Consider the following 17453-nt stretch of genomic DNA (forward strand, 5'->3'; position numbering starts at 1 on the left):
GGGTGGGTTGGCGGGACCGTGTGTTGCCATGGATGGCAACACCGAGCCCCCATGGATGGGTTCACGGCGTGTCCCGCCAACCCACCCGCACCGCCCTGCACCGCAAGCAGCCAGCACACCGCTTTGGCTCTTGCTTCAAAGCTTCAAAGCTCTAAAGCTTCAAAAAACCCCAATCACCCCGCCACCGCCACCGCATCGTCAAAACACGCGCGGACCGGGGCGAAACTGCGGCGGTGCTGCGGACAGGGACCGTGCGAACGCAACGCCGCCAGATGCGCCGGCGTCCCGTAGCCCTTGTGCTGATCGAAACCGTACTCGGGATGCTGCTCGTGCAGCGACAGCATGAAACGATCGCGACTCACCTTGGCCAGGATCGAAGCCGCCATGATCGCCCGGTCCAGCCCGTCACCGCCGACCAGCGCCTGTGCCGGGCAGGGCAGGCCCTTGGGCACCACATTGCCGTCGATGCGCGCGAACTGCGCCACGTGCGCCACGCCCTCCACCGCGCGCCGCATGCCCAGCATCGTCGCCTGGTAGATATTCAGCGCATCGATCTCGCCCACCTCCACCATCACCACGTGGAAAGCCAGCGCGCGGTCCAGGATTCTGTCGAACAACTGATCGCGTCGCGCGGCAGTCAATTGCTTGGAATCGTCCAGCCCGTTCAGACGCGGGCGATCCGGACAGAACACCACCGCTGCCACCGCCACCGGCCCGGCCAGGGGGCCGCGACCGGCTTCGTCCACGCCGGCCACGTACCGGGGAGCCACCGTCGCCAGCGCCGCCCCATCGAACAGGGCCATCGATGCCGCCGCCGCGTGCCGCCGGCTCATGCCGCCGCCCCGCCTGCCGCGCGCTTGCCCAGCAGCTCGGCCACCGCGTCGGCCGCCCGTGCCGAGGCATCCTGGCGCAGCTGCAGATGCAGCTGCCGGTAGGTGTCCTGCAGGTCGATCGCGCGCTGTGGATGGTCGAACCACTGCAGGATCGCCGCCGCCAGCTTGTCCGGCGTGCAGTCGTGCTGGATCAGCTCCGGTGCCAGGTCCTTGCCTGCCAGGATGTTGGGCAGGGCGAAACGATTCACCTTGATCAGCCCCAGCGCCTTCACGATGCGGTAAGTCAGCTCGGCCACGCGGTAGCCAACCACCATCGGGCGCTTGACCAGCATGGTCTCCAGCGTGGCCGTGCCCGAGGCCAGCACCACCACGTCGGCGGCGATCATCGCGTTGCGCGCGTCGCCATCGAGCAGGTGCGAATAGGCCACCGGCAACGCCGACCGTGACAGCTGCTCGCTGAGCAGCTGGCGGCAGGCAGGATTGGCCGCCGGTACCACCACATGCAGGCCCGGAATGCGCTCGGACACCTGCCAGGCCGCCTCGAAGAAGGCCTCGCCCAGCTTGCCGATCTCACCCAGCCGGCTGCCTGGCAGCACGGCCAGCACCTTCGCGTTGGACGGCAGGCCCAGGGCCATGCGTGCCGCGTCGCGATCACTCTGCAGCGGAATATCGTCGGCCATCGGATGCCCGACGAAACGCGCATCGATGCCGTGGCGGGCGTAGATCGGCGGCTCCATCGGGAACAGGCACAGCACCAGGTCGGCGCTGGCCCCGATCTTCTCCGCACGCTTCTCGCGCCATGCCCACACTGACGGGCTTACGTAATGCACCGTGGTGATGCCGCGTTCCTTCAACCAGCGCTCCACGCCCAGGTTGAAGTCGGGCGCATCGATGCCGATGAACACATCCGGCTGCCAGTCCAGCGCGCGCGTGCGGAACTGGCCGCGCAGCTTCAAGAGGCGCGGCAGGTGGCGCAGGATTTCGGTCAGGCCCATCACCGCCAGTTCGCTGGCATCGAACCAGGTCTGGCAGCCGGCACTCCGCATCGCATCGCCACCGATCCCGGCGAACTCGGCGTTCGGAAAACGTGCCTTCAGTTCGCGCACCAGGCCCGCACCCAGCAGGTCGCCGGAGGCCTCGCCGGCGACCAGTGCGATCCGCACCGGTCGGTCCGAGGTGTGCGCCAGGTTGGCCTGGCCGAGGGCATCGGCGACCACCGCCAGCTCGATGATCTGCGCGGTCGTGCCGGCTGGGAGGTGCCCGCCCGGAGCCGTCATCGCAGCAGCGGCCTCTCGGCGTGCTCGATGAAGTCCAGCAGGTCCTTGACGTCAGGGCTGTGCTCGGCCTGTTCGGCCAGCTGCACCTTGGCCTCGGCCAGCGGCAAACCGGCCACGTAAAGGGTGCGGTAGGCGCGCTTGATGCTGGCGATGCGCTCGGCATCGAAGCCGCGACGCTTGAGGCCTTCGCTGTTGATCCCGCGCGGCCGGCCGAGCGAGTCGCTGCCGACCATGGTGAACGGCGGCACGTCGCCGTTGGTCAGCGCGCCCATGCCCAGGAAGGCGTGCGCGCCGATCCGGCAGAACTGGTGCGCACCGGCGAAGCCGCTGATGATGACGTAATCGCCGACGGTGACATGGCCGGCCAGCGTGGTGTTGTTGGAGAACACGCAGTGGTTGCCGACGTGGCAGTCATGGGCGACGTGCGTGTAGGCCAGCATCCAGTTGTCGTCACCGACGGTGGTGATACCGCCGCCGCCTTCGGTGCCGCGGTTGATCGTGACGAATTCGCGGATGACGTTGTCATCGCCGATCACCAGCCGGGTGCGTTCACCCTTGTACTTCTTGTCCTGCGGCTCGCCACCGATCGCGGCATGGCCGATGAAGCGGTTGTTGCGGCCGATCCGGGTCGGGCCATGGATCGAGCAGTGCGGTCCCACTTCGGTGCCGGCGCCGATCTCGACGTCGGCGCCGATCAGGCAGAACGCACCGACGCGTACATCCGCAGCCAATCTCGCCGACGGGTCGATGACCGCGGTGGGGTGGATGAGGGGAGCGTTGTCGTTCATTGCAGGTCTCCTGCCCGGGTCATTCGCGGGTGCCGGCGCACAGCACTTCGGCACAGGCGACCACTTCGCCGTCGACCTTGGCCACGCAGTCGTACACCGCCATGTTGCGGATCACCCGCTTGATCTCCACGTGCATTTCCAGCACGTCGCCGGGCACCACCTGCTTGGTGAAGCGGGCCTTGTCGACCTTGACCATGTAGAACAACTTGGACTGGGCATCACGGCCCAGGGTCAGCTGGGTCAGCACGCCACCGGCCTGGGCCATGGCTTCGATGATCAGCACGCCGGGCATGATCGGCTGGCTGGGGAAGTGGCCCTGGAAGAACGGCTCGTTGATGCTGACGTTCTTGGTGGCGATGATCGTGCGCTTCTCGTAATCGATCGCGACAACCTTGTCGACCAGCAGGAACGGGTAGCGGTGGGGGATCAGTGCCTGGATCTGGGTGATGTCAGGCAGCTTCTGGTCGTGGCTCATTCCTTCTCCTTGCTCACAGACAGGATGCGACGGGCCAGGGCATCAAGCTGCTTGAAGCGCGCGGCGTTCTTGCGCCACGTGCGATTGTCGGTCAACGGGGTACCGGACGAGTACTCGCCCGGCTCATGGATGGAATTGCGCACTACCGACTTGCCGGTGATGACGACCTTGTCGCAGATTTCGAGGTGGCCAACGACGCCCACGTGCCCACCCAGCAGGCAGTAACGGCCGATCTTGGCGCTGCCGGCGATGCCGGTGCAGCCGGCGATGGCAGAGTGGGAGCCGATCTGGACGTTGTGGGCGATCTGGACCAGGTTGTCCAGGCGCACGTCGTCGTCGAGCACCGTGTCTTCCAGCGCGCCGCGATCGACGCAGGTGTTGGCACCGATTTCGCAGTCGTTGCCGATGCGCACGCCGCCAAGCTGGGGCACCTTGATCCAGGCGCCGGCGTCCATGGCCAGGCCGAAGCCGTCGGCACCGAGCACGGCGCCGGGATGCACGCGCACGCGCTTGCCGAGCCTGACGCGGGTGACCAGGGTGACGCGGGCGATCAGTTCGCAGCCGGTATCCAGGTGACAGTCTTCGCCGATGATGCTGCCGGCGCCGATGATGCAGTTCTCGCCGACACTGCTGCCGGCACCGATGCTGACGAACGGGCCGATGTGCGCGCTGGCGGCAACCTGGGCGCTGGGGTCGATCACGGCGCTGGGGTGGATGCCAGGCGGTCGCGCGGGGGCGATGTCGAACAGGGCCGCGATCTTGGCGAAGGTGGTGTAGGGGTCTTTGGCGATCAGCGCGGTGCCGGGGGCGGCATCGGCATCCTCGGCGCGCAGCACGACGATCCCGGCCTGGCTGTCGGCCAGGTGGGCGCGGTAACGCGGGTTGGCGAGGAAGGTCAGCTGGCCGGGGCCGGCATGGGCAAGGGTGGCCACGCCATGGATGGCAGTGCTGCCATCGCCATGGACCTGCAGGCCAAACTGCTCGGCGAGTTGCTGGGCGGTATGGGTAGGAGTATTCACGGCGGAAGTTTACCGTGTGGCGCCGGATCGGTCATGCGGGGTGGGGTTTTGGGCCGGGTCGGTTTGTTGTGGCGTGGCGATTGGGTTGCTGTCGCGCGGGTTCGTGGGGGTAGCCCTGKCCAGGACACGCCGTAAAAACCCATCCTTGCGGGGGCGTGGGCTGCATCCATGCAGCCCAACGGTCCTGGCCAGGGCTACCTGCCACGACCCCCGACGGTTCAACGCGCGCGCGGCAGGGTAGTGCCGGCCGCTGGCCGGCTCTCGACCCCCCATCCGTCCCAACCCAAAAACGAAAACGCCGGGCAAAGCCCGGCGTCTCGTAGCGCATCTGGTGCAGAGCCCCCTTCTTGTTGAAGGGGGCGCGCCGACAGGCGCGGGGTTAAGGAGGCAGGACAGGCCCCAAGGTTTGCAACGCAAACCTTGGGTTACCTTCGACGGTCAGAACTGACCGCCGAAGGTAAATTGCAGGCGCTCGACTTCGTCGCCGTCTTCCTTCTTCAGCGGGAAGGCGTAGCTGATCGAGATCGGACCGACCGGGGCGCGCCACAGCAGGGCCACACCGGTGGACACGCGCAGCTCGTTGGCCTTGAAGTTGTCCACGCCGTTGTACACGTTACCGAAGTCGACGAAGGCCGAGATGCGCGCCGACGGGCTGTCGAACAGACGCGGGAAGTACGCTTCCACCGAGCCGACGGTCTTCAGCGAACCACCCAGCGGCTGGCCGTTCGGGTAGCCCCGGGTCACTTCGCGCGGGCCCAGGGTGTTGTCTTCGAAGCCACGCACCGAGTTGGTACCGCCGGCGTAGAAGTTCTCGAAGAACGGCAGGCCCGAGGCGGTCACTACGCGGGTAGTGCCGTCCGGCTCGGTGACCACGGCGGACATGTCCTTGCCATAGCTGTCGCCGTAGCCGATTTCAGCGCGGGTGTTGATGACCAGCGACGGGATGATCGGCCAGTACTTGGAGAACTGGTAGTTCAGCTTGTAGTACTCGACGGTCGAGCCGGGCAGGGTGGTTTCCAGGCCGACACGCTGGTAGGTACCGCGGGTGGGCATGAAGTAGTCGTTGCGGGTATCACGTGCCCAGCCCAGCTCGCTGCGCCAGGAGTGGAACGTCTTGCGGCCGACGGCGTTGATGTAATCGATGATCGACGCCGGAGTCGAGCCTTCGTACGTCGTGATCTGGTTGCTGTCGATGCCCACCATCAGCGAGACGGTGTCGTTCTCGGTGATCGGCACGCCGAACACCACCTGCGCGGCACCGTTGGTGCTGTTGTACTGCGCGGTGTTGAAGTCGGAGTAGTCCAGCTCGCGCCAGGACAGGTTGTAGCCCAGCGAGACGCCGTCATCGGTGAAGTACGGGTTGGTGTAGCTGAAGCCGTAACGCTGCAGGTAGCTGCTGCGCGACGCTTCCACCGACACGCGGTTGCCGCCGCCGAGGAAGTTGTTCTGCGACAGCTGCACCGAGGTGGTCATGCCGTAGGACTGCGAATAGCCCAGGCCGAACACGAAGCTGCCCGAGGTGGTTTCCTTGACGTTGTAGACCACGTCGACCTGGTCATTGCTGCCGGTGACCGGCGGCGTTTCGACGTCGACCGACTCGAAGTAACCCAGACGCTGCAAGCGGATCTTGGAACGGTCGATGGCCGCCTGCGAGTACCAGCTGTTTTCGAACTGGCGCATTTCACGACGGAGCACTTCGTCGGAGGTGCGGGTGTTGCCCTTGAAGATGATGCGGCGCACCGACACACGCGGGCCGGGAACGACCTGCATGTTGATCGCAACGGTCTGCTCGGCGCGGTTGCTGGTCGGGATCGGGTTGACCTTGGCGAAGGCGTAACCGATGTTGGACAGCGAATTGGTGATCGCATCGGAGCTGAACTCCAGCAGCGCGCGCGAGAACGTGTCGCCGGACTTCTGGATCACCATGCGCTCGACATCGGCCTGCGGCAGGATGGTGTCGCCGGTGACCTTGATGTCGGAAATCTTGTACTGCTCACCCTCRGTCACGCCGGCGGTGATGAACATGTCGCGCTTGTCGGGGCTGATCGAGACCTGGGTGGAGTCGATGCTGAAGTCCACGTAGCCGCGGTCCAGGTACCAGCCGTTCAGCTTTTCGAGGTCGCCGGACAGCTTTTCCTTGGAGTACTGGTCATCGCGGCGGTACCACGAGGCCCAGTTGTGCTCCTTGGATTCCCAGGTTTCCAGGATGTCCTTGGCGGCGAACTTCTCGGTGCCCACCAGGTTGACGTGCTGGATCTTGGCGGCCTTGCCTTCCTTGATCGCGATGGTGATGTCCACGCGATTGCGGTCCAGCGGGCTCACCGTCGGGGTGATGTCGACGTTGTACTTGCCACGGTCGTTGTACTGGCGGCGAAGTTCCTGGGTCACCCGGTCCAGGCTCAAGCGGTCGAAGGTGCCGCCCTCGGTCAGGCCGATGTCGCTCAGACCCTTGAGCAGCTGGTCGCTCTTGATGTCCTTGTTGCCGGTGACGGTCAACTTGTTGATCGCCGGGCGTTCCTTGACCGTGACGACCAGGATGTTGCCCTGGCGGTCGATCTGGACGTCTTCGAAGAAGCCGGTCTTGTACAGGGCACGGATGCTCTCGCCGACCTTGCTGTCGGTCAGCGTCTCGCCACGTTCCACCGGCAGGTAGGTGAACACGGTACCGGAGGTGATGCGCTGCAGACCATCGACACGGATGTCGCTGACGGTGAAGGGCTCGGCTGCCTGGGCCAGGGCGGGCGCGCCGAAACCGGCGGCGAGTGCGAGGGCAAGCAGGCGGCGATTGGGGAGTCGCGTCATGTCACGTCCGGTTGGAGTCGAATGCAATGTTGCGGGATGCCGGCGCATAAGACGACGACAAAAGGGAAAAAGTTCATCGCAGCGGCAGGCTGAGGATGTCGTTGTAGAACGCCAGTCCCATCAGCCCGGCCAGCAGCGCCAGGCCCACATACTGCCCGGCGGCCATGGCACGCTCGCTAAGCGGGCTGCCCTTGACCAACTCAATAAGGTAATACAGCAGGTGCCCGCCGTCCAAGATGGGGATGGGCAACAGGTTGATGATGCACAGGCTCAGCGACAGCAGGGCCAGGAAATACAGGAACCAGTCCGCCCCGCGCTGGGCCGAGACATTGGCCACCCGGGCAATGGTGACCGGGCCGGAAATGTTCTGCAGTGAGGCGTTGCCGGTCACGATGCGGCGCATCATGCCCAGCGAGTCGCCGGCCATCCGCGCCGTTTCGCGCAGCGCCACCGGTACCGCGGCCAGCGGACCATACTGCAGCTTGGCGTCATAGACCGGGGCGCTGGGCTGGGCAAAGCCGATCCCGATCTGCCAGACCGGCGCGCCCTGTGCGTCCTTGCCCTGGCGTGGGGTCAGCTCCAGGGCCAGGCGTTCGCCGCCGCGCTGGACTTCGATCATGCCGGGGCCGCCGCGCTGGCCCAGCGCACGGATCTGCGCCGGCACCTGGTCGGCCCCGTCGATGCGCTGGCCGTCGATGGCCACGATCAGGTCGCCGGGCATCACCACGCCCTGCGCGGCGGAATCGGGCAGGACCTTGTCCACCTGCGCCGGTTGCAGCGAGGACAGCCAGCCCACGCCGGCCAGCGACAGCACCTGGCGCTCGTTGAAGCCGGTCGGCAGCTGCGACAGCGGCAGGCTGCGAGTACGGGTCTGGTCCAGGCTGTCGAGCACCTCGACGCGGGCGTCGTGGCGGTCCATGGCGGCGGTGGTGAGGGCCATGCTGGCTTCACCGGCGGTGGCCACCGCGCGGCCATCCACGCTCAGCACGCGGTCGCCGGCCTGCAGCCCGGCGGCCTGGGCCATGCCGGTGGTGCGGCCGATGGTGGCTGAATAGTCCTGGCGGCCGAGCACGAACATCGCCCAGAGCAGGGCGATGCACAGCAGCAGGTTGGCGATCGGGCCGGCGGCGACGATGGCGATGCGTTGCCAGACGGTCTTGTGGTTGAAGGCCAGGCCGCGCTCGTGCGGGTGTACCTCGACCTCGCGCTCGTCGAGCATCTTCACGTAGCCGCCGAGCGGAATCGCGGCGATCGCGAACTCGGTGCCGTCGCGGTTGCGGCGCATCCACAGCGGTCGGCCGAAGCCGACCGAGAAGCGCAGCACCTTCACCCCGCAGCGGCGGGCCACCCAGTAATGGCCGAACTCGTGAAACGTCACCAGCACGCCAAGGCTGACGATCATCCACCAGACAGATCCGATGAACTCACCCATGGTGAACAGTGCTGGAGGACGGCGGGAAGGGCATTCAGGCGTGGTCGATGGCGGTCTGGGTGATCAGGCGGGCACGCTGGTCGGCGGCCAGCAGGACCTCAAGTGTATCGGCGGACTCGACCGACAGTGTTGAAAGAGCGTTAGCCACCAGCGCCGGAATGGCAAGGAAAGCGACCTGACCCTGAAGAAACGCTGAAACCGCCACTTCATTGGCGGCATTGAGGATGGCCGGCGCCGTGCCGCCGGCGGCCATCGCCTGCCAGGCCAGGCCCAGACAGGGAAAAGCGTCATTGTCGGGCGCCTCGAAATCGAGCCGGCCCTGGGTCAGCAGGTCCAGTCCGCCGACGCCCGAGTCGATCCGCTGCGGCCAGCCCAGGCCCACGGCCAGGGTGGTGCGCATGTCGGGCAGGCCCAGCTGGGCCAGGGTGGAGCCGTCGATGAACTCGACCAGCGAGTGCACCAGGCTCTGCGGATGCACCAGCACCTCGATGCGCGCGCCGGGGACGTTGAACAGGTGGTGGGCCTCGATGACTTCCAGGCCCTTGTTCATCAACGTCGCCGAATCGACCGAGATCTTCGGGCCCATCGACCACTTCGGGTGGGCCACGGCCTGCGCCGGGGTGACCTCGGCCAGCTGCGCGCGGCTGCGGCCACGGAACGGACCGCCCGAGGCGGTCAGCAGGATCCGGCGTACACCGGCGCCCTCGAGGCTGGCATCGCGCGAACGCAGGCACTGGAAGATCGCGCTGTGTTCGCTGTCGATCGGGATGATTTCGGCGCCGCCGGCGGCGGCCTGGCGCATCAGCAGTTCGCCGGCCAGCACCAGCGATTCCTTGTTGGCCAGCAGGATGCGTTTGCCGGCCGCGGCTGCGGCCAGGGTTGAGGACAGTCCCGCCGCGCCCACGATCGCCGCCACCAGGGTGTCGCACTGGTCGCTGGCAGCCAGCGCATCCAGCGCGGCCGCGCCGGCATGGGCCTGGGTGGCCAGGCCGGCGTCGCGCAGGCCATCGCGCAGCGCGGCGAACAGCACTTCGTCGGCGATCACCGCATGCGCGGGCCGATGCGCGGCGCACAGCGCGACCAGCGCCTGCACCTGGCGGCCGGCGGCCAGGACGGTGACCTGGTAGCGGTCCGGATGGCGCGCGATCACATCCAGCGCGGATGCGCCGATCGAGCCGGTGGCGCCGAACACGGCGACCCGGCGGGGGCGGTTGACAGCATCCATGATCAGAATCCGAAAATTTCCTTGCCCAGCGCGAACACCGGCAGCGCGGCAAGGACGCCGTCGATGCGGTCCAGCACGCCGCCGTGGCCGGGAATGATGTGGCCCGAGTCCTTGGCGCCGGCGTGGCGCTTGATCAGGCTCTCGTACAGGTCGCCCAGCACCGAGGCGAACACGGTGACCACGGCGGTGACGATCAGGCCGACCACGTGGCCGCTGTCGACACCGGCGAGCCAGCCGAAGCCCAGCGCCACGATCAGGCCGGCGACCATGCCGCCGCCCAGGCCTTCCCAGGTCTTGTTGGGGCTGATCCGGGGCGCCAGCTTGGTGCGGCCGAAGGTGCGGCCGGCGAAGTAGGCACCTGAATCGGCGGCCCACACCACCGCCAGCGCGGTCAGCAGCCACAGATGGCCGTTCTCGCCGGTGGCATGGATGAGCACCAGCGAGGCCCACGCCGGGACGATCGCCAGGGTTCCGGCCAGCAGCTTGAGCGCACGCGCCGGGCTGCTCGGGCTGGCCCCGAAGGTGAAGAAACGCAGCCACAGCAGGGCCATCAGCCACCAGCCGATGCCGACCAGCGCCGCGATCTGGTACAGCACCAGCGAGCCGTCGCCGGCCCACACCATCAGCACCATCAGCAGCAGGTTCAGGACCAGCAGCACGGTGCGGGCGAGGGTGTCGTCCACGTCGGCCAGCTTCAGCCATTCCCACAGCCCGATCAGGAACACGGCGGCGGCGGCGGCGGCCAGCCACTGGGTAGGCAGCATGAGGATGGCGAGGATGGCGACCGGCGCCATGATCAGCGCGGCGATGACTCGGGTTTTGGTCATGGGGTGGAGCTCTCGGTGGCCAGGGCGGCGATCTGGGCGCTGGTCAGGCCGAAGCGGCGCTCACGTGCGGCGTAGGCGTCGAGCGCCTGCTGCAGGACGGCGGCGTCGAACTCGGGCCACAGCACGTCGGTGAACCACAGTTCGGTGTAGGCCAGCTGCCACAGCAGGAAATTGCTGATACGGGTATCGCCGCCGGTGCGGATGAACAGGTCCGGCGGTGGCAGGTCGGCCAGGGCGACCCGGCTGGACAGCATCGCTTCGTCGATCTGTTCGGGCAGCAGTCGGCCGGCGGCAACCTCGGCGGCCAGTTCGCGCGCGGCGCGGGCGATGTCCTGGCGGCCGCCGTAGCTGGCGGCAATGCTCAGGGTCATCGCGCGGTTGTCGGCGGTGCGTTGTTCGGCCAGCTGCATGCGGCTGACCAGCCCGGCGCCAAAGCGCTCGCGTTCGCCGATGAAGCGCACGCGCACGCCACGCCGATGCAGCTCGTCCACTTCGCGGTCGAGGGCATTGAGGAACAGTTTCATCAGCGCATCGACTTCCTCCTGCGGCCGGCCCCAGTTTTCACTGGAAAAGGCGAACAGGGTCAGCGCGGCGACGCCACGCTCCAGGCAGAAATCGATGGTGCGGTTGACCGCCCGCGCGCCGGCACGATGGCCGATCACGCGCGGACGGCGTCGCTTCTGCGCCCAGCGCCCGTTGCCATCCATGATGATGGCAACGTGGCGCGGGATCGGCGCGGGGGTGCTGGTGGTCGGGGCCTGGGACATGGGGCTCAGACCGCCATCAGTTCCTTTTCTTTCTCGGCCACGACGCTATCGACATCCTTGATGGACTTGTCGGTCAGCTTCTGGATGTCGTCTTCGCCGCGCTTCTTGTCGTCTTCGCTGATCGCCTTGTCCTTGATCAGCGCGGCGATCGCCTTGTTGGCGTCCTGGCGGATGTTGCGGATGGCGATCTTGGCGCCTTCGCCTTCCTTCTGCACCTGCTTGCCCAGCTCCTTGCGGCGCTCTTCGGTCGGCGGCGGCAAGTTCAGGCGGATGACGGTGCCGGCCACGTTCGGGGTCAGGCCGAGGTCGGAGGCGTAGATCGCCTTCTCGACGTCCTTGATCATGCCCTTGTCGAACAGGGTGATGACCAGCGAGTGGCCTTCGGAGACGCTGATCGAGGCCACCTGGTTCAGGGGGGTGTCGGTGCCGTAGGCCTTGACGGTGATACGGTCCAGCAGGGCCGGGGACGCACGGCCGGTGCGGATGGAGGTGAGGGTGTGCTTCAGAGCATCGATGCTCTTTGCCATGCGCGTCTGCGCGTCCTGCTTGATTTCGTTGAGCATCGCCCGAATCCTGGATCTAACCGGTAATCGGGCGATTATAGGCGAATAAGGGGTCTGGCCGCCTTATCGACGCCGCCAGCGGCCGCTCCACGGGGGAGCGGCGCGTGCCTCGTTCAGGCAGCCTGGTCGCGGCCCTTGACCAGCGTACCGATGTTTTCGCCGTGCAGGATCTTCAGCAGTTCGCCCGGCTGGCCCATGTCGAACACGCGCAGCGGCAGGTCGCTGTCGCGTGCCAGGGCAAAGGCGGCGGTGTCCATCACTTCCAGGCCGCGACGGATCACTTCGTCGTAGGTCAGGCTGTCGAAGCGGACCGCATCACTGTACTTGTTGGGGTCCTTGTCGTAGACGCCGTCGACCTTGGTCGCCTTCAGCAGCAGGTCCGCGCCGATTTCGATCGCGCGCAGGGCCGCGCCCGAGTCGGTGGTGAAGAACGGGCTGCCGACGCCGGCGGCGAAGATCACCAGGCGGCCCTTTTCCAGGTGGCGGATGGCACGGCGGCGGATGTAGTCCTCGCACACGTCGTTGATCTTGATGGCGCTCATCACGCGCGCCTTGGCGCCGAGCTTTTCCAGCGCGTCCTGCATGGCCAGCGCGTTGATCACGGTGGCGAGCATGCCCATCTGGTCGCCGGTCACCCGGTCCATGCCGCCGGCGGCGAGGCCGGCGCCGCGGAAGATGTTGCCGCCGCCGATCACCAGCGCCACTTCGGCGCCGGCCTGCTGGGCTTCGATCACTTCGCGGGCAAGGCGGTTGATGACCTTCGGGTCGATGCCGTAGTCCTCATCCCCCATCAGTGCCTCCCCGGAAACTTTCAGCAGGATGCGACGATAGGAAAGATTGGACATGGTGGCCTCTGGGTGCGTGGAAAACGCGCAAATTCTACTGGAAGCCGGGCCCGTCCGTGGAGAAATCTTGCTGCGCTGCGGCGCAGGTCCGGTCCGGCCCCCGCCGTTACTGCGGCCGACCCGGCTCAGGCCGGGGCGGTCCCCGGCGAGCGAGCGATGACGCGGTTGCGCCCCAGGTTCTTGGAGCGGTAGAGCACGTCGTCGGCGGCCTTGAGCAGGTCCTGAACATCGGCAAAACGCTCGTAGCCGCCCTGAGTGGCCACGCCGGCGGAGAAGGTCACAAACAGCGGACCGTCGGCTACTTCGGCCATCGGGGTGTTGACGATGCTGGCCAGCACCCGGCGCACCACTTCCAGGGCGACCGGCTCGGTGGTGTTGGGCAGCAGGGCGATGAATTCCTCGCCACCGAAACGGGCCACGGTGTCGCTGGTGCGCAGCTGCTCCTGCAGCTTGCCAGCGAAGGCGCGCAGGACCTGGTCGCCCATCAGGTGGCCGTGGGCGTCGTTGATCTTCTTGAAGTCGTCCAGATCGATGAAGGCCACCGACAGCGGCCAGCCGTGGCGGGTGGCGCGCAGGAATTCCTGTTCCAGCACGGCCTCGAGCTGGCGGCGGTTGAGCACGCCGGTGAGCGCATCGCGGTGGGCCTGTTCGGCCAGCCGGTTGGCCCGGGCCTCGAACTCATCGGCACGCTGCCGGGCCATGGCCGCGTCCTGCATTTCGCGCAGGTTGCGCAGCGTGGCCAGCTCCTGGGCGTGGTCGATCAGCTGCTGCACGCGCGAAGGGGAGATCAGGGTGGTTTCGAACAGGGCGCTGATATCGGGCAGGGCCTCGCCGATCCGGGCCAGGACCTGGTCGAACTGGGCGCTGTCCAGCTGCAGCCGCTCGTTGACCAGCTGCAGGGCGTGTTCGCGCGCGGCATCGGCATCGGCGCTGAGCCAGATGTCGGCCACGGCGCCGGACAGGGCCACGCAGGTCTGGAAGTTGTCTTCGGCGTCGGCCGGCGATTCGCTGCGGGCGATGCTGTCCACCAGGTAGCGCGGCAGCTGCCACTGGTCGGCCATCCAGGCGCCGACCTCGGCGTGGCTGGACTGCAGGTGTTCGCGTTCCAGTGCGACCAGGGCGTCGTTGTCCCTGGCCTGGCGCAGCAGCGGCAGGTAGGTGTCCGGCTGCGACTGGGCCAGCACGAGGATGCCCAGGTCCTGCAGCAGGCCGGCCAGCATCAGCTCTTCGGCCTTGCGCAGGCCGCGGGCCTGGCCGAGCAGGCTGGCGGCCAGTGCACTGAGAATGCTGCGCCGCCATGCGCGTTCGCGCAGGTCCTGGCCTTGCCCGGGGCTGGTCAGGCCCTGGGTGACGGTAAAGCCCAAGGCAAGGCTGACGGTGGCATTCAGGCCCAGCATGGTCAGCGCCTGGCCGAGGTTTTCGATGCGCCGGCGGCTGGCATACAGCGGGGAATTGGCGATGCGCAGCATGCGCGCGCTCAGCGCCATGTCGATGGCGATGATGTCGGCGGCGGTGGTGATGTCCGCTTCCGGGTCCTGGGCCAGCTCGATGATGCGCAGGGCAATACCGGGCGGCGAGGGTAGGTTGCGGCAGAGCGCCAGGGCGGCTGTCAGCTCGGGAGGCATGGCGGGGCTACTGGTGTGTTGAGGCAAGAATACATGGAGTCCGTCACAGATTTGAGCGTTGATTCTTGCGGTGGTTTTTCGATTGGCGTTGGCGGCATCGTGGGTAATGCGCCATGCGCTGCAAAACCAGTGGGCAGATCGCGGCGGGTGTGTTCATCGCGCTCTTGGTAACACATTCACCGGCGGAGGGGGAGGTCCGCTACCATTCGCGCTCTTAATCACAAGGATGACGCAACAGATGGCCGTCAAGTCGCTGCATGAGTTTCTGTCCACCACCCAGGAGAAGGACGTCAGTGCCGATGCGTTCGAGCTGGAAAGCCCGCACATGCTGGAGGTGCGCGTCGATGGGATGGTGTGGGCGAAGGCCGGTTCGATGGTGGCCCGCAAGGGCGGGGTGAAGTTCACCCGTCAGGGGCTGCTGGAGCAGGGTCTCGGGACGCTGCTGAAGAAGATGATGACGGGCGAGGGCCTGCAGTTGATGAAGGTGGAGGGGCAGGGGCGTGTGTACCTGGCCGATGCGGGCAAGCAGGTGACGCTGGTGCGGCTGGCCGGGGAGTCGATTTTCGTCAACGGCAACGATGTGCTGGCCTTCGAGACCGGGATCGAGTCGAAGATCACGATGATGAAGAAGGTGGCGGGGATGCTGTCCGGTGGTCTGTTCAACATCAAGTTGAGCGGTCACGGGATCGTGGCGATGACGTCGCACTACGAGCCGTTGACGTTGCCGGTGACGGCGCAGGGCGGTCCGGTGTTCACCGATCCGAACGCGACGGTGGCTTGGTCGGGGTCGCTGGTGCCGGAGATCGTGGCGGATATTTCGCTGGGGACTTTGGTGGGGCGTGGCTCTGGCGAGACGCTGCAGATGCGTTTTGCGGGCGAGGGTTGGGTGGTTGTGCAGCCTTATGAGGAAGTGACGTTCCAGGCTAAGGGGTGAGGGGTTGGGGGTGCGCTGGCGCGCTTTGGCTTTTTTAGCAGCAAGAGCGACGGCAACTGCCAGTGCAACTGCAACTGCAACTGCAACTGCAACGGCGGCGCTGCGGTGCTGCGGGTTGGGTCGGTGCGGGTGGGTTGGCGGGACACGCCGTGAACCCATCCATGGGGGCTCGTGGGCCGCATCCATGCGGCCCAACGGTCCCGCCAACCCACCCGCACCGACCCCCGACAGAGTGCGGGCTCGTTGGGGAGAGGCAACAGCCGGTGGTTGGTGGGCTGTCGGGTTGCTGTTGGTTGATGGCCGGTGGGTTGGTCGGCGGGTGAGTTGATGGATTGGATGGGATGGGATGGGATGGGGATGGGATTGGGTAGTGATGGTTTGGGAGATGGTGTGGAGAGGGTAGAGCCGACCCATGGTCGGCTGCTTGTAACCGCGCCTGGATCCCGCTCCACATCAACACCCAATACCTGATCAACATCCAYCCCAACCGATCAGCCTTCCAACCAATCAGGGTGTGGAGAGGGTAGAGCCGASCCATGSTCGGCTGCTTGTAACCGCGCCTGGATCCCGCTCCACATCAACACCCAATASCTGATCAACATCCATCCCAGCCGATCAGCCTTCCAACCAATCAGGGTGTGGAGAGGGTAGAGCCGACCCATGGTCGGCTGCTTGTAACCACGCCTGGATCCCACTCCACATCAACACCCAATACCTGATCAACATCCATCCCAACCGATCAACCGATCAACCGTTCAGCCAACCAATCATCCATCCAACCAACCATCCACCTTTCACCCTGGCGAACCGAAATCACCACCCGGCGAAGCGTCACGGCTGTTCACATCCATCCGCTCGCGACACCACGTCGGGGCTGGCAGGCTTACCCCCTTGCCGGGACCGTCGGGCGCCATGGATGGCGCCCGCGAGCCCCCAGGGATGGGTTTACGGCGTGTCCCGGCAAGGGGGTAAGCCTGCCAGCCCGCACTGAAAACCAAGCAGCCAGCAAACTGCTTTGGCTTTGGCTTTTGCTTTGGCTTCGGCTCCGCGCTTTCCGCTTCGAAAAAAAAACAAACACCCACAAAAAAACCCGACCGAAGCCGGGTTTTTTCGATCCATCACACCACCGCAAGCGATGGCGTAGGAGGGATCAGGCCAGACCGGCCTGCTTCATCACTTCGGCAGCGTAGTCTTCGACAACCTTCTCGATGCCTTCGCCAACAGCCAGGCGCTTGAAGCCGACCACGTCGGCACCGGCGGCCTTCAGGACCTGCTCGACCGACTGGTTGGTGTCCAGCACGTACGGCTGGCCGTACAGCGTCACTTCGTTGACGATCTTGGCGATCTTGCCGCTGATGATCTTTTCCAGGATGTCGGCCGGCTTGGACTTGTCCTTGTCGGTCATCTTGGCCAGCTCGATTTCCTTCTCCTTCGCAACGAACTCGGCCGGCACATCGGCTGCCTTGTTGTGCGGCGGATTCATCGCAGCCACATGCATGGCCAGGCCACGGGCCAGTTCGGCGTCACCGCCGGCCAGCTCGACCAGCACGCCGATGCGGCCACCGTGCACGTAAGCGGCCACGTTGTTGGACGATTCCAGGCGCACGATGCGACGCACGTCGACCTTCTCGCCAACCTTGGCGATCACGGCGGCGCGGGCTTCTTCGACGGTCTCGCCGCTCGGCAGCTTGGCGGCCTTCAGCGCGTCGATGTCGGCAGCGCCCGAGCTCAGGGCGGCGGCGACAACGGCCTTGGTGAAGTCCAGGAAGTTGCTGTCCTTGGCGACGAAGTCGGTTTCGGAGTTGACTTCGACCAGCACGGCCTTGTTGCCGTCCTGAGCCGCCACGATGATGCCTTCGGCAGCCACGCGGTCAGCCTTCTTGTCGGCCTTGGCCAGGCCGGACTTGCGCAGCCATTCGGCCGAGGCGTCGATGTTGCCGCCGTTTTCGGTGAGTGCCTTCTTGCACTCCATCATGCCGGCGCCAGTGCGCTCGCGCAGTTCCTTGACCAGGGAAGCAGTGATTTCCACGGGATTTCCTCA

At 66.3% G+C, this 17453-nt stretch carries 15 protein-coding genes; 1 reads left to right on the forward strand and 14 read right to left on the reverse strand.

Features of this window, described 5'->3' with window-relative positions; genetic code table 11:
• Positions 1 to 173: 173 nt before the first annotated feature.
• From AC1DR7_RS13850 to AC1DR7_RS13910, 13 genes are all read right to left on the reverse strand, one after another.
• Entirely contained in the window at positions 174 to 833 is a 660-nt protein-coding gene (locus AC1DR7_RS13850; protein WP_256776814.1) for a ribonuclease HII, read from the reverse strand.
• Positions 830 to 2110 carry a lipid-A-disaccharide synthase gene (gene lpxB, locus AC1DR7_RS13855; protein ID WP_478052061.1) on the reverse strand — a complete coding sequence of 427 codons (1281 nt, stop codon included), beginning with the start codon at positions 2108 to 2110 and terminating at the stop codon, positions 830 to 832. Before lpxB ends, AC1DR7_RS13850 begins: the two co-directional genes overlap by 4 nt.
• Positions 2107 to 2898 (reverse strand): acyl-ACP--UDP-N-acetylglucosamine O-acyltransferase, encoded by a 792-nt coding sequence (lpxA, locus tag AC1DR7_RS13860; protein ID WP_256776812.1) that lies wholly within the window; start codon positions 2896 to 2898, stop codon positions 2107 to 2109. The genes lpxB and lpxA overlap by 4 nt, the downstream gene beginning before the upstream one ends.
• Before the next feature lie 19 nt (positions 2899 to 2917).
• Positions 2918 to 3373, reverse strand: coding sequence for a 3-hydroxyacyl-ACP dehydratase FabZ (gene fabZ, locus AC1DR7_RS13865; RefSeq protein ID WP_256776811.1), 456 nt, complete (start codon positions 3371 to 3373; stop codon positions 2918 to 2920).
• On the reverse strand, positions 3370 to 4392 hold the full coding sequence (gene lpxD / locus AC1DR7_RS13870) for a UDP-3-O-(3-hydroxymyristoyl)glucosamine N-acyltransferase (RefSeq protein WP_256776810.1): 1023 nt from the start codon (positions 4390 to 4392) through the stop codon (positions 3370 to 3372). Before lpxD ends, fabZ begins: the two co-directional genes overlap by 4 nt.
• A gap of 438 nt (positions 4393 to 4830) precedes the next feature.
• A complete protein-coding gene (gene bamA / locus AC1DR7_RS13875; protein ID WP_256776809.1) occupies positions 4831 to 7194 on the reverse strand; it encodes an outer membrane protein assembly factor BamA in 2364 nt (787 codons plus the stop codon).
• A 73-nt stretch (positions 7195 to 7267) separates the two neighbouring features.
• Positions 7268 to 8626, reverse strand: a complete 1359-nt coding sequence (rseP, locus tag AC1DR7_RS13880; RefSeq protein WP_478051764.1) for an RIP metalloprotease RseP — start codon at positions 8624 to 8626, stop codon at positions 7268 to 7270.
• 34 nt (positions 8627 to 8660) lie between these two features.
• A complete protein-coding gene (gene dxr / locus AC1DR7_RS13885) occupies positions 8661 to 9851 on the reverse strand; it encodes a 1-deoxy-D-xylulose-5-phosphate reductoisomerase (protein ID WP_457319097.1) in 1191 nt (396 codons plus the stop codon).
• Between the two features lie 2 nt (positions 9852 to 9853).
• Complete coding sequence (locus tag AC1DR7_RS13890) at positions 9854 to 10678, reverse strand: phosphatidate cytidylyltransferase (RefSeq protein WP_256776806.1); 825 nt, start codon at positions 10676 to 10678, stop codon at positions 9854 to 9856.
• The gene (uppS, locus tag AC1DR7_RS13895; RefSeq protein ID WP_478051763.1) at positions 10675 to 11445 is read right to left on the reverse strand and encodes a polyprenyl diphosphate synthase; all 771 of its coding nucleotides are present in this window, start codon (positions 11443 to 11445) and stop codon (positions 10675 to 10677) included. Before uppS ends, AC1DR7_RS13890 begins: the two co-directional genes overlap by 4 nt.
• A 5-nt stretch (positions 11446 to 11450) precedes the next feature.
• Positions 11451 to 12008 (reverse strand): ribosome recycling factor, encoded by a 558-nt coding sequence (gene frr, locus AC1DR7_RS13900; protein ID WP_256776804.1) that lies wholly within the window; start codon positions 12006 to 12008, stop codon positions 11451 to 11453.
• Between the two features lie 113 nt (positions 12009 to 12121).
• The gene (pyrH, locus tag AC1DR7_RS13905) at positions 12122 to 12853 is read right to left on the reverse strand and encodes a UMP kinase (protein ID WP_256776803.1); all 732 of its coding nucleotides are present in this window, start codon (positions 12851 to 12853) and stop codon (positions 12122 to 12124) included.
• A 125-nt stretch (positions 12854 to 12978) separates the two neighbouring features.
• Entirely contained in the window at positions 12979 to 14478 is a 1500-nt protein-coding gene (locus AC1DR7_RS13910; RefSeq protein WP_256776802.1) for a GGDEF domain-containing protein, read from the reverse strand.
• Between the two features lie 238 nt (positions 14479 to 14716).
• Between AC1DR7_RS13910 and AC1DR7_RS13915 the strand changes: the two genes are divergently transcribed.
• A complete protein-coding gene (locus AC1DR7_RS13915) occupies positions 14717 to 15412 on the forward strand; it encodes an AIM24 family protein (RefSeq protein ID WP_256776801.1) in 696 nt (231 codons plus the stop codon).
• 1150 nt (positions 15413 to 16562) lie between these two features.
• On the opposite strand, the gene tsf is transcribed toward AC1DR7_RS13915, so the two are convergent.
• On the reverse strand, positions 16563 to 17441 hold the full coding sequence (gene tsf / locus AC1DR7_RS13920; RefSeq protein ID WP_256777369.1) for a translation elongation factor Ts: 879 nt from the start codon (positions 17439 to 17441) through the stop codon (positions 16563 to 16565).
• Positions 17442 to 17453: the final 12 nt, after the last annotated feature.

The organism is Stenotrophomonas sp. P5_A9 (genome assembly GCF_056400525.1).

What these genes read in the sequence shown, in the direction of transcription:
- AC1DR7_RS13850 (WP_256776814.1), bottom strand. Translation starts at nt 833, where the DNA reads ATGAGCCGGCGGCACGCGGCGGCGGCATCGATGGCCCTGTTCGATGGG.
- lpxB (WP_478052061.1), bottom strand. Translation starts at nt 2,110, where the DNA reads ATGACGGCTCCGGGCGGGCACCTCCCAGCCGGCACGACCGCGCAGATC.
- lpxA (WP_256776812.1), bottom strand. Translation starts at nt 2,898, where the DNA reads ATGAACGACAACGCTCCCCTCATCCACCCCACCGCGGTCATCGACCCG.
- fabZ (WP_256776811.1), bottom strand. Translation starts at nt 3,373, where the DNA reads ATGAGCCACGACCAGAAGCTGCCTGACATCACCCAGATCCAGGCACTG.
- rseP (WP_478051764.1), bottom strand. Translation starts at nt 8,626, where the DNA reads ATGGGTGAGTTCATCGGATCTGTCTGGTGGATGATCGTCAGCCTTGGC.
- dxr (WP_457319097.1), bottom strand. Translation starts at nt 9,851, where the DNA reads ATGGATGCTGTCAACCGCCCCCGCCGGGTCGCCGTGTTCGGCGCCACC.
- AC1DR7_RS13890 (WP_256776806.1), bottom strand. Translation starts at nt 10,678, where the DNA reads ATGACCAAAACCCGAGTCATCGCCGCGCTGATCATGGCGCCGGTCGCC.
- uppS (WP_478051763.1), bottom strand. Translation starts at nt 11,445, where the DNA reads ATGTCCCAGGCCCCGACCACCAGCACCCCCGCGCCGATCCCGCGCCAC.
- frr (WP_256776804.1), bottom strand. Translation starts at nt 12,008, where the DNA reads ATGCTCAACGAAATCAAGCAGGACGCGCAGACGCGCATGGCAAAGAGC.
- pyrH (WP_256776803.1), bottom strand. Translation starts at nt 12,853, where the DNA reads ATGTCCAATCTTTCCTATCGTCGCATCCTGCTGAAAGTTTCCGGGGAG.
- AC1DR7_RS13910 (WP_256776802.1), bottom strand. Translation starts at nt 14,478, where the DNA reads ATGCCTCCCGAGCTGACAGCCGCCCTGGCGCTCTGCCGCAACCTACCC.
- AC1DR7_RS13915 (WP_256776801.1), top strand. Translation starts at nt 14,717, where the DNA reads ATGGCCGTCAAGTCGCTGCATGAGTTTCTGTCCACCACCCAGGAGAAG.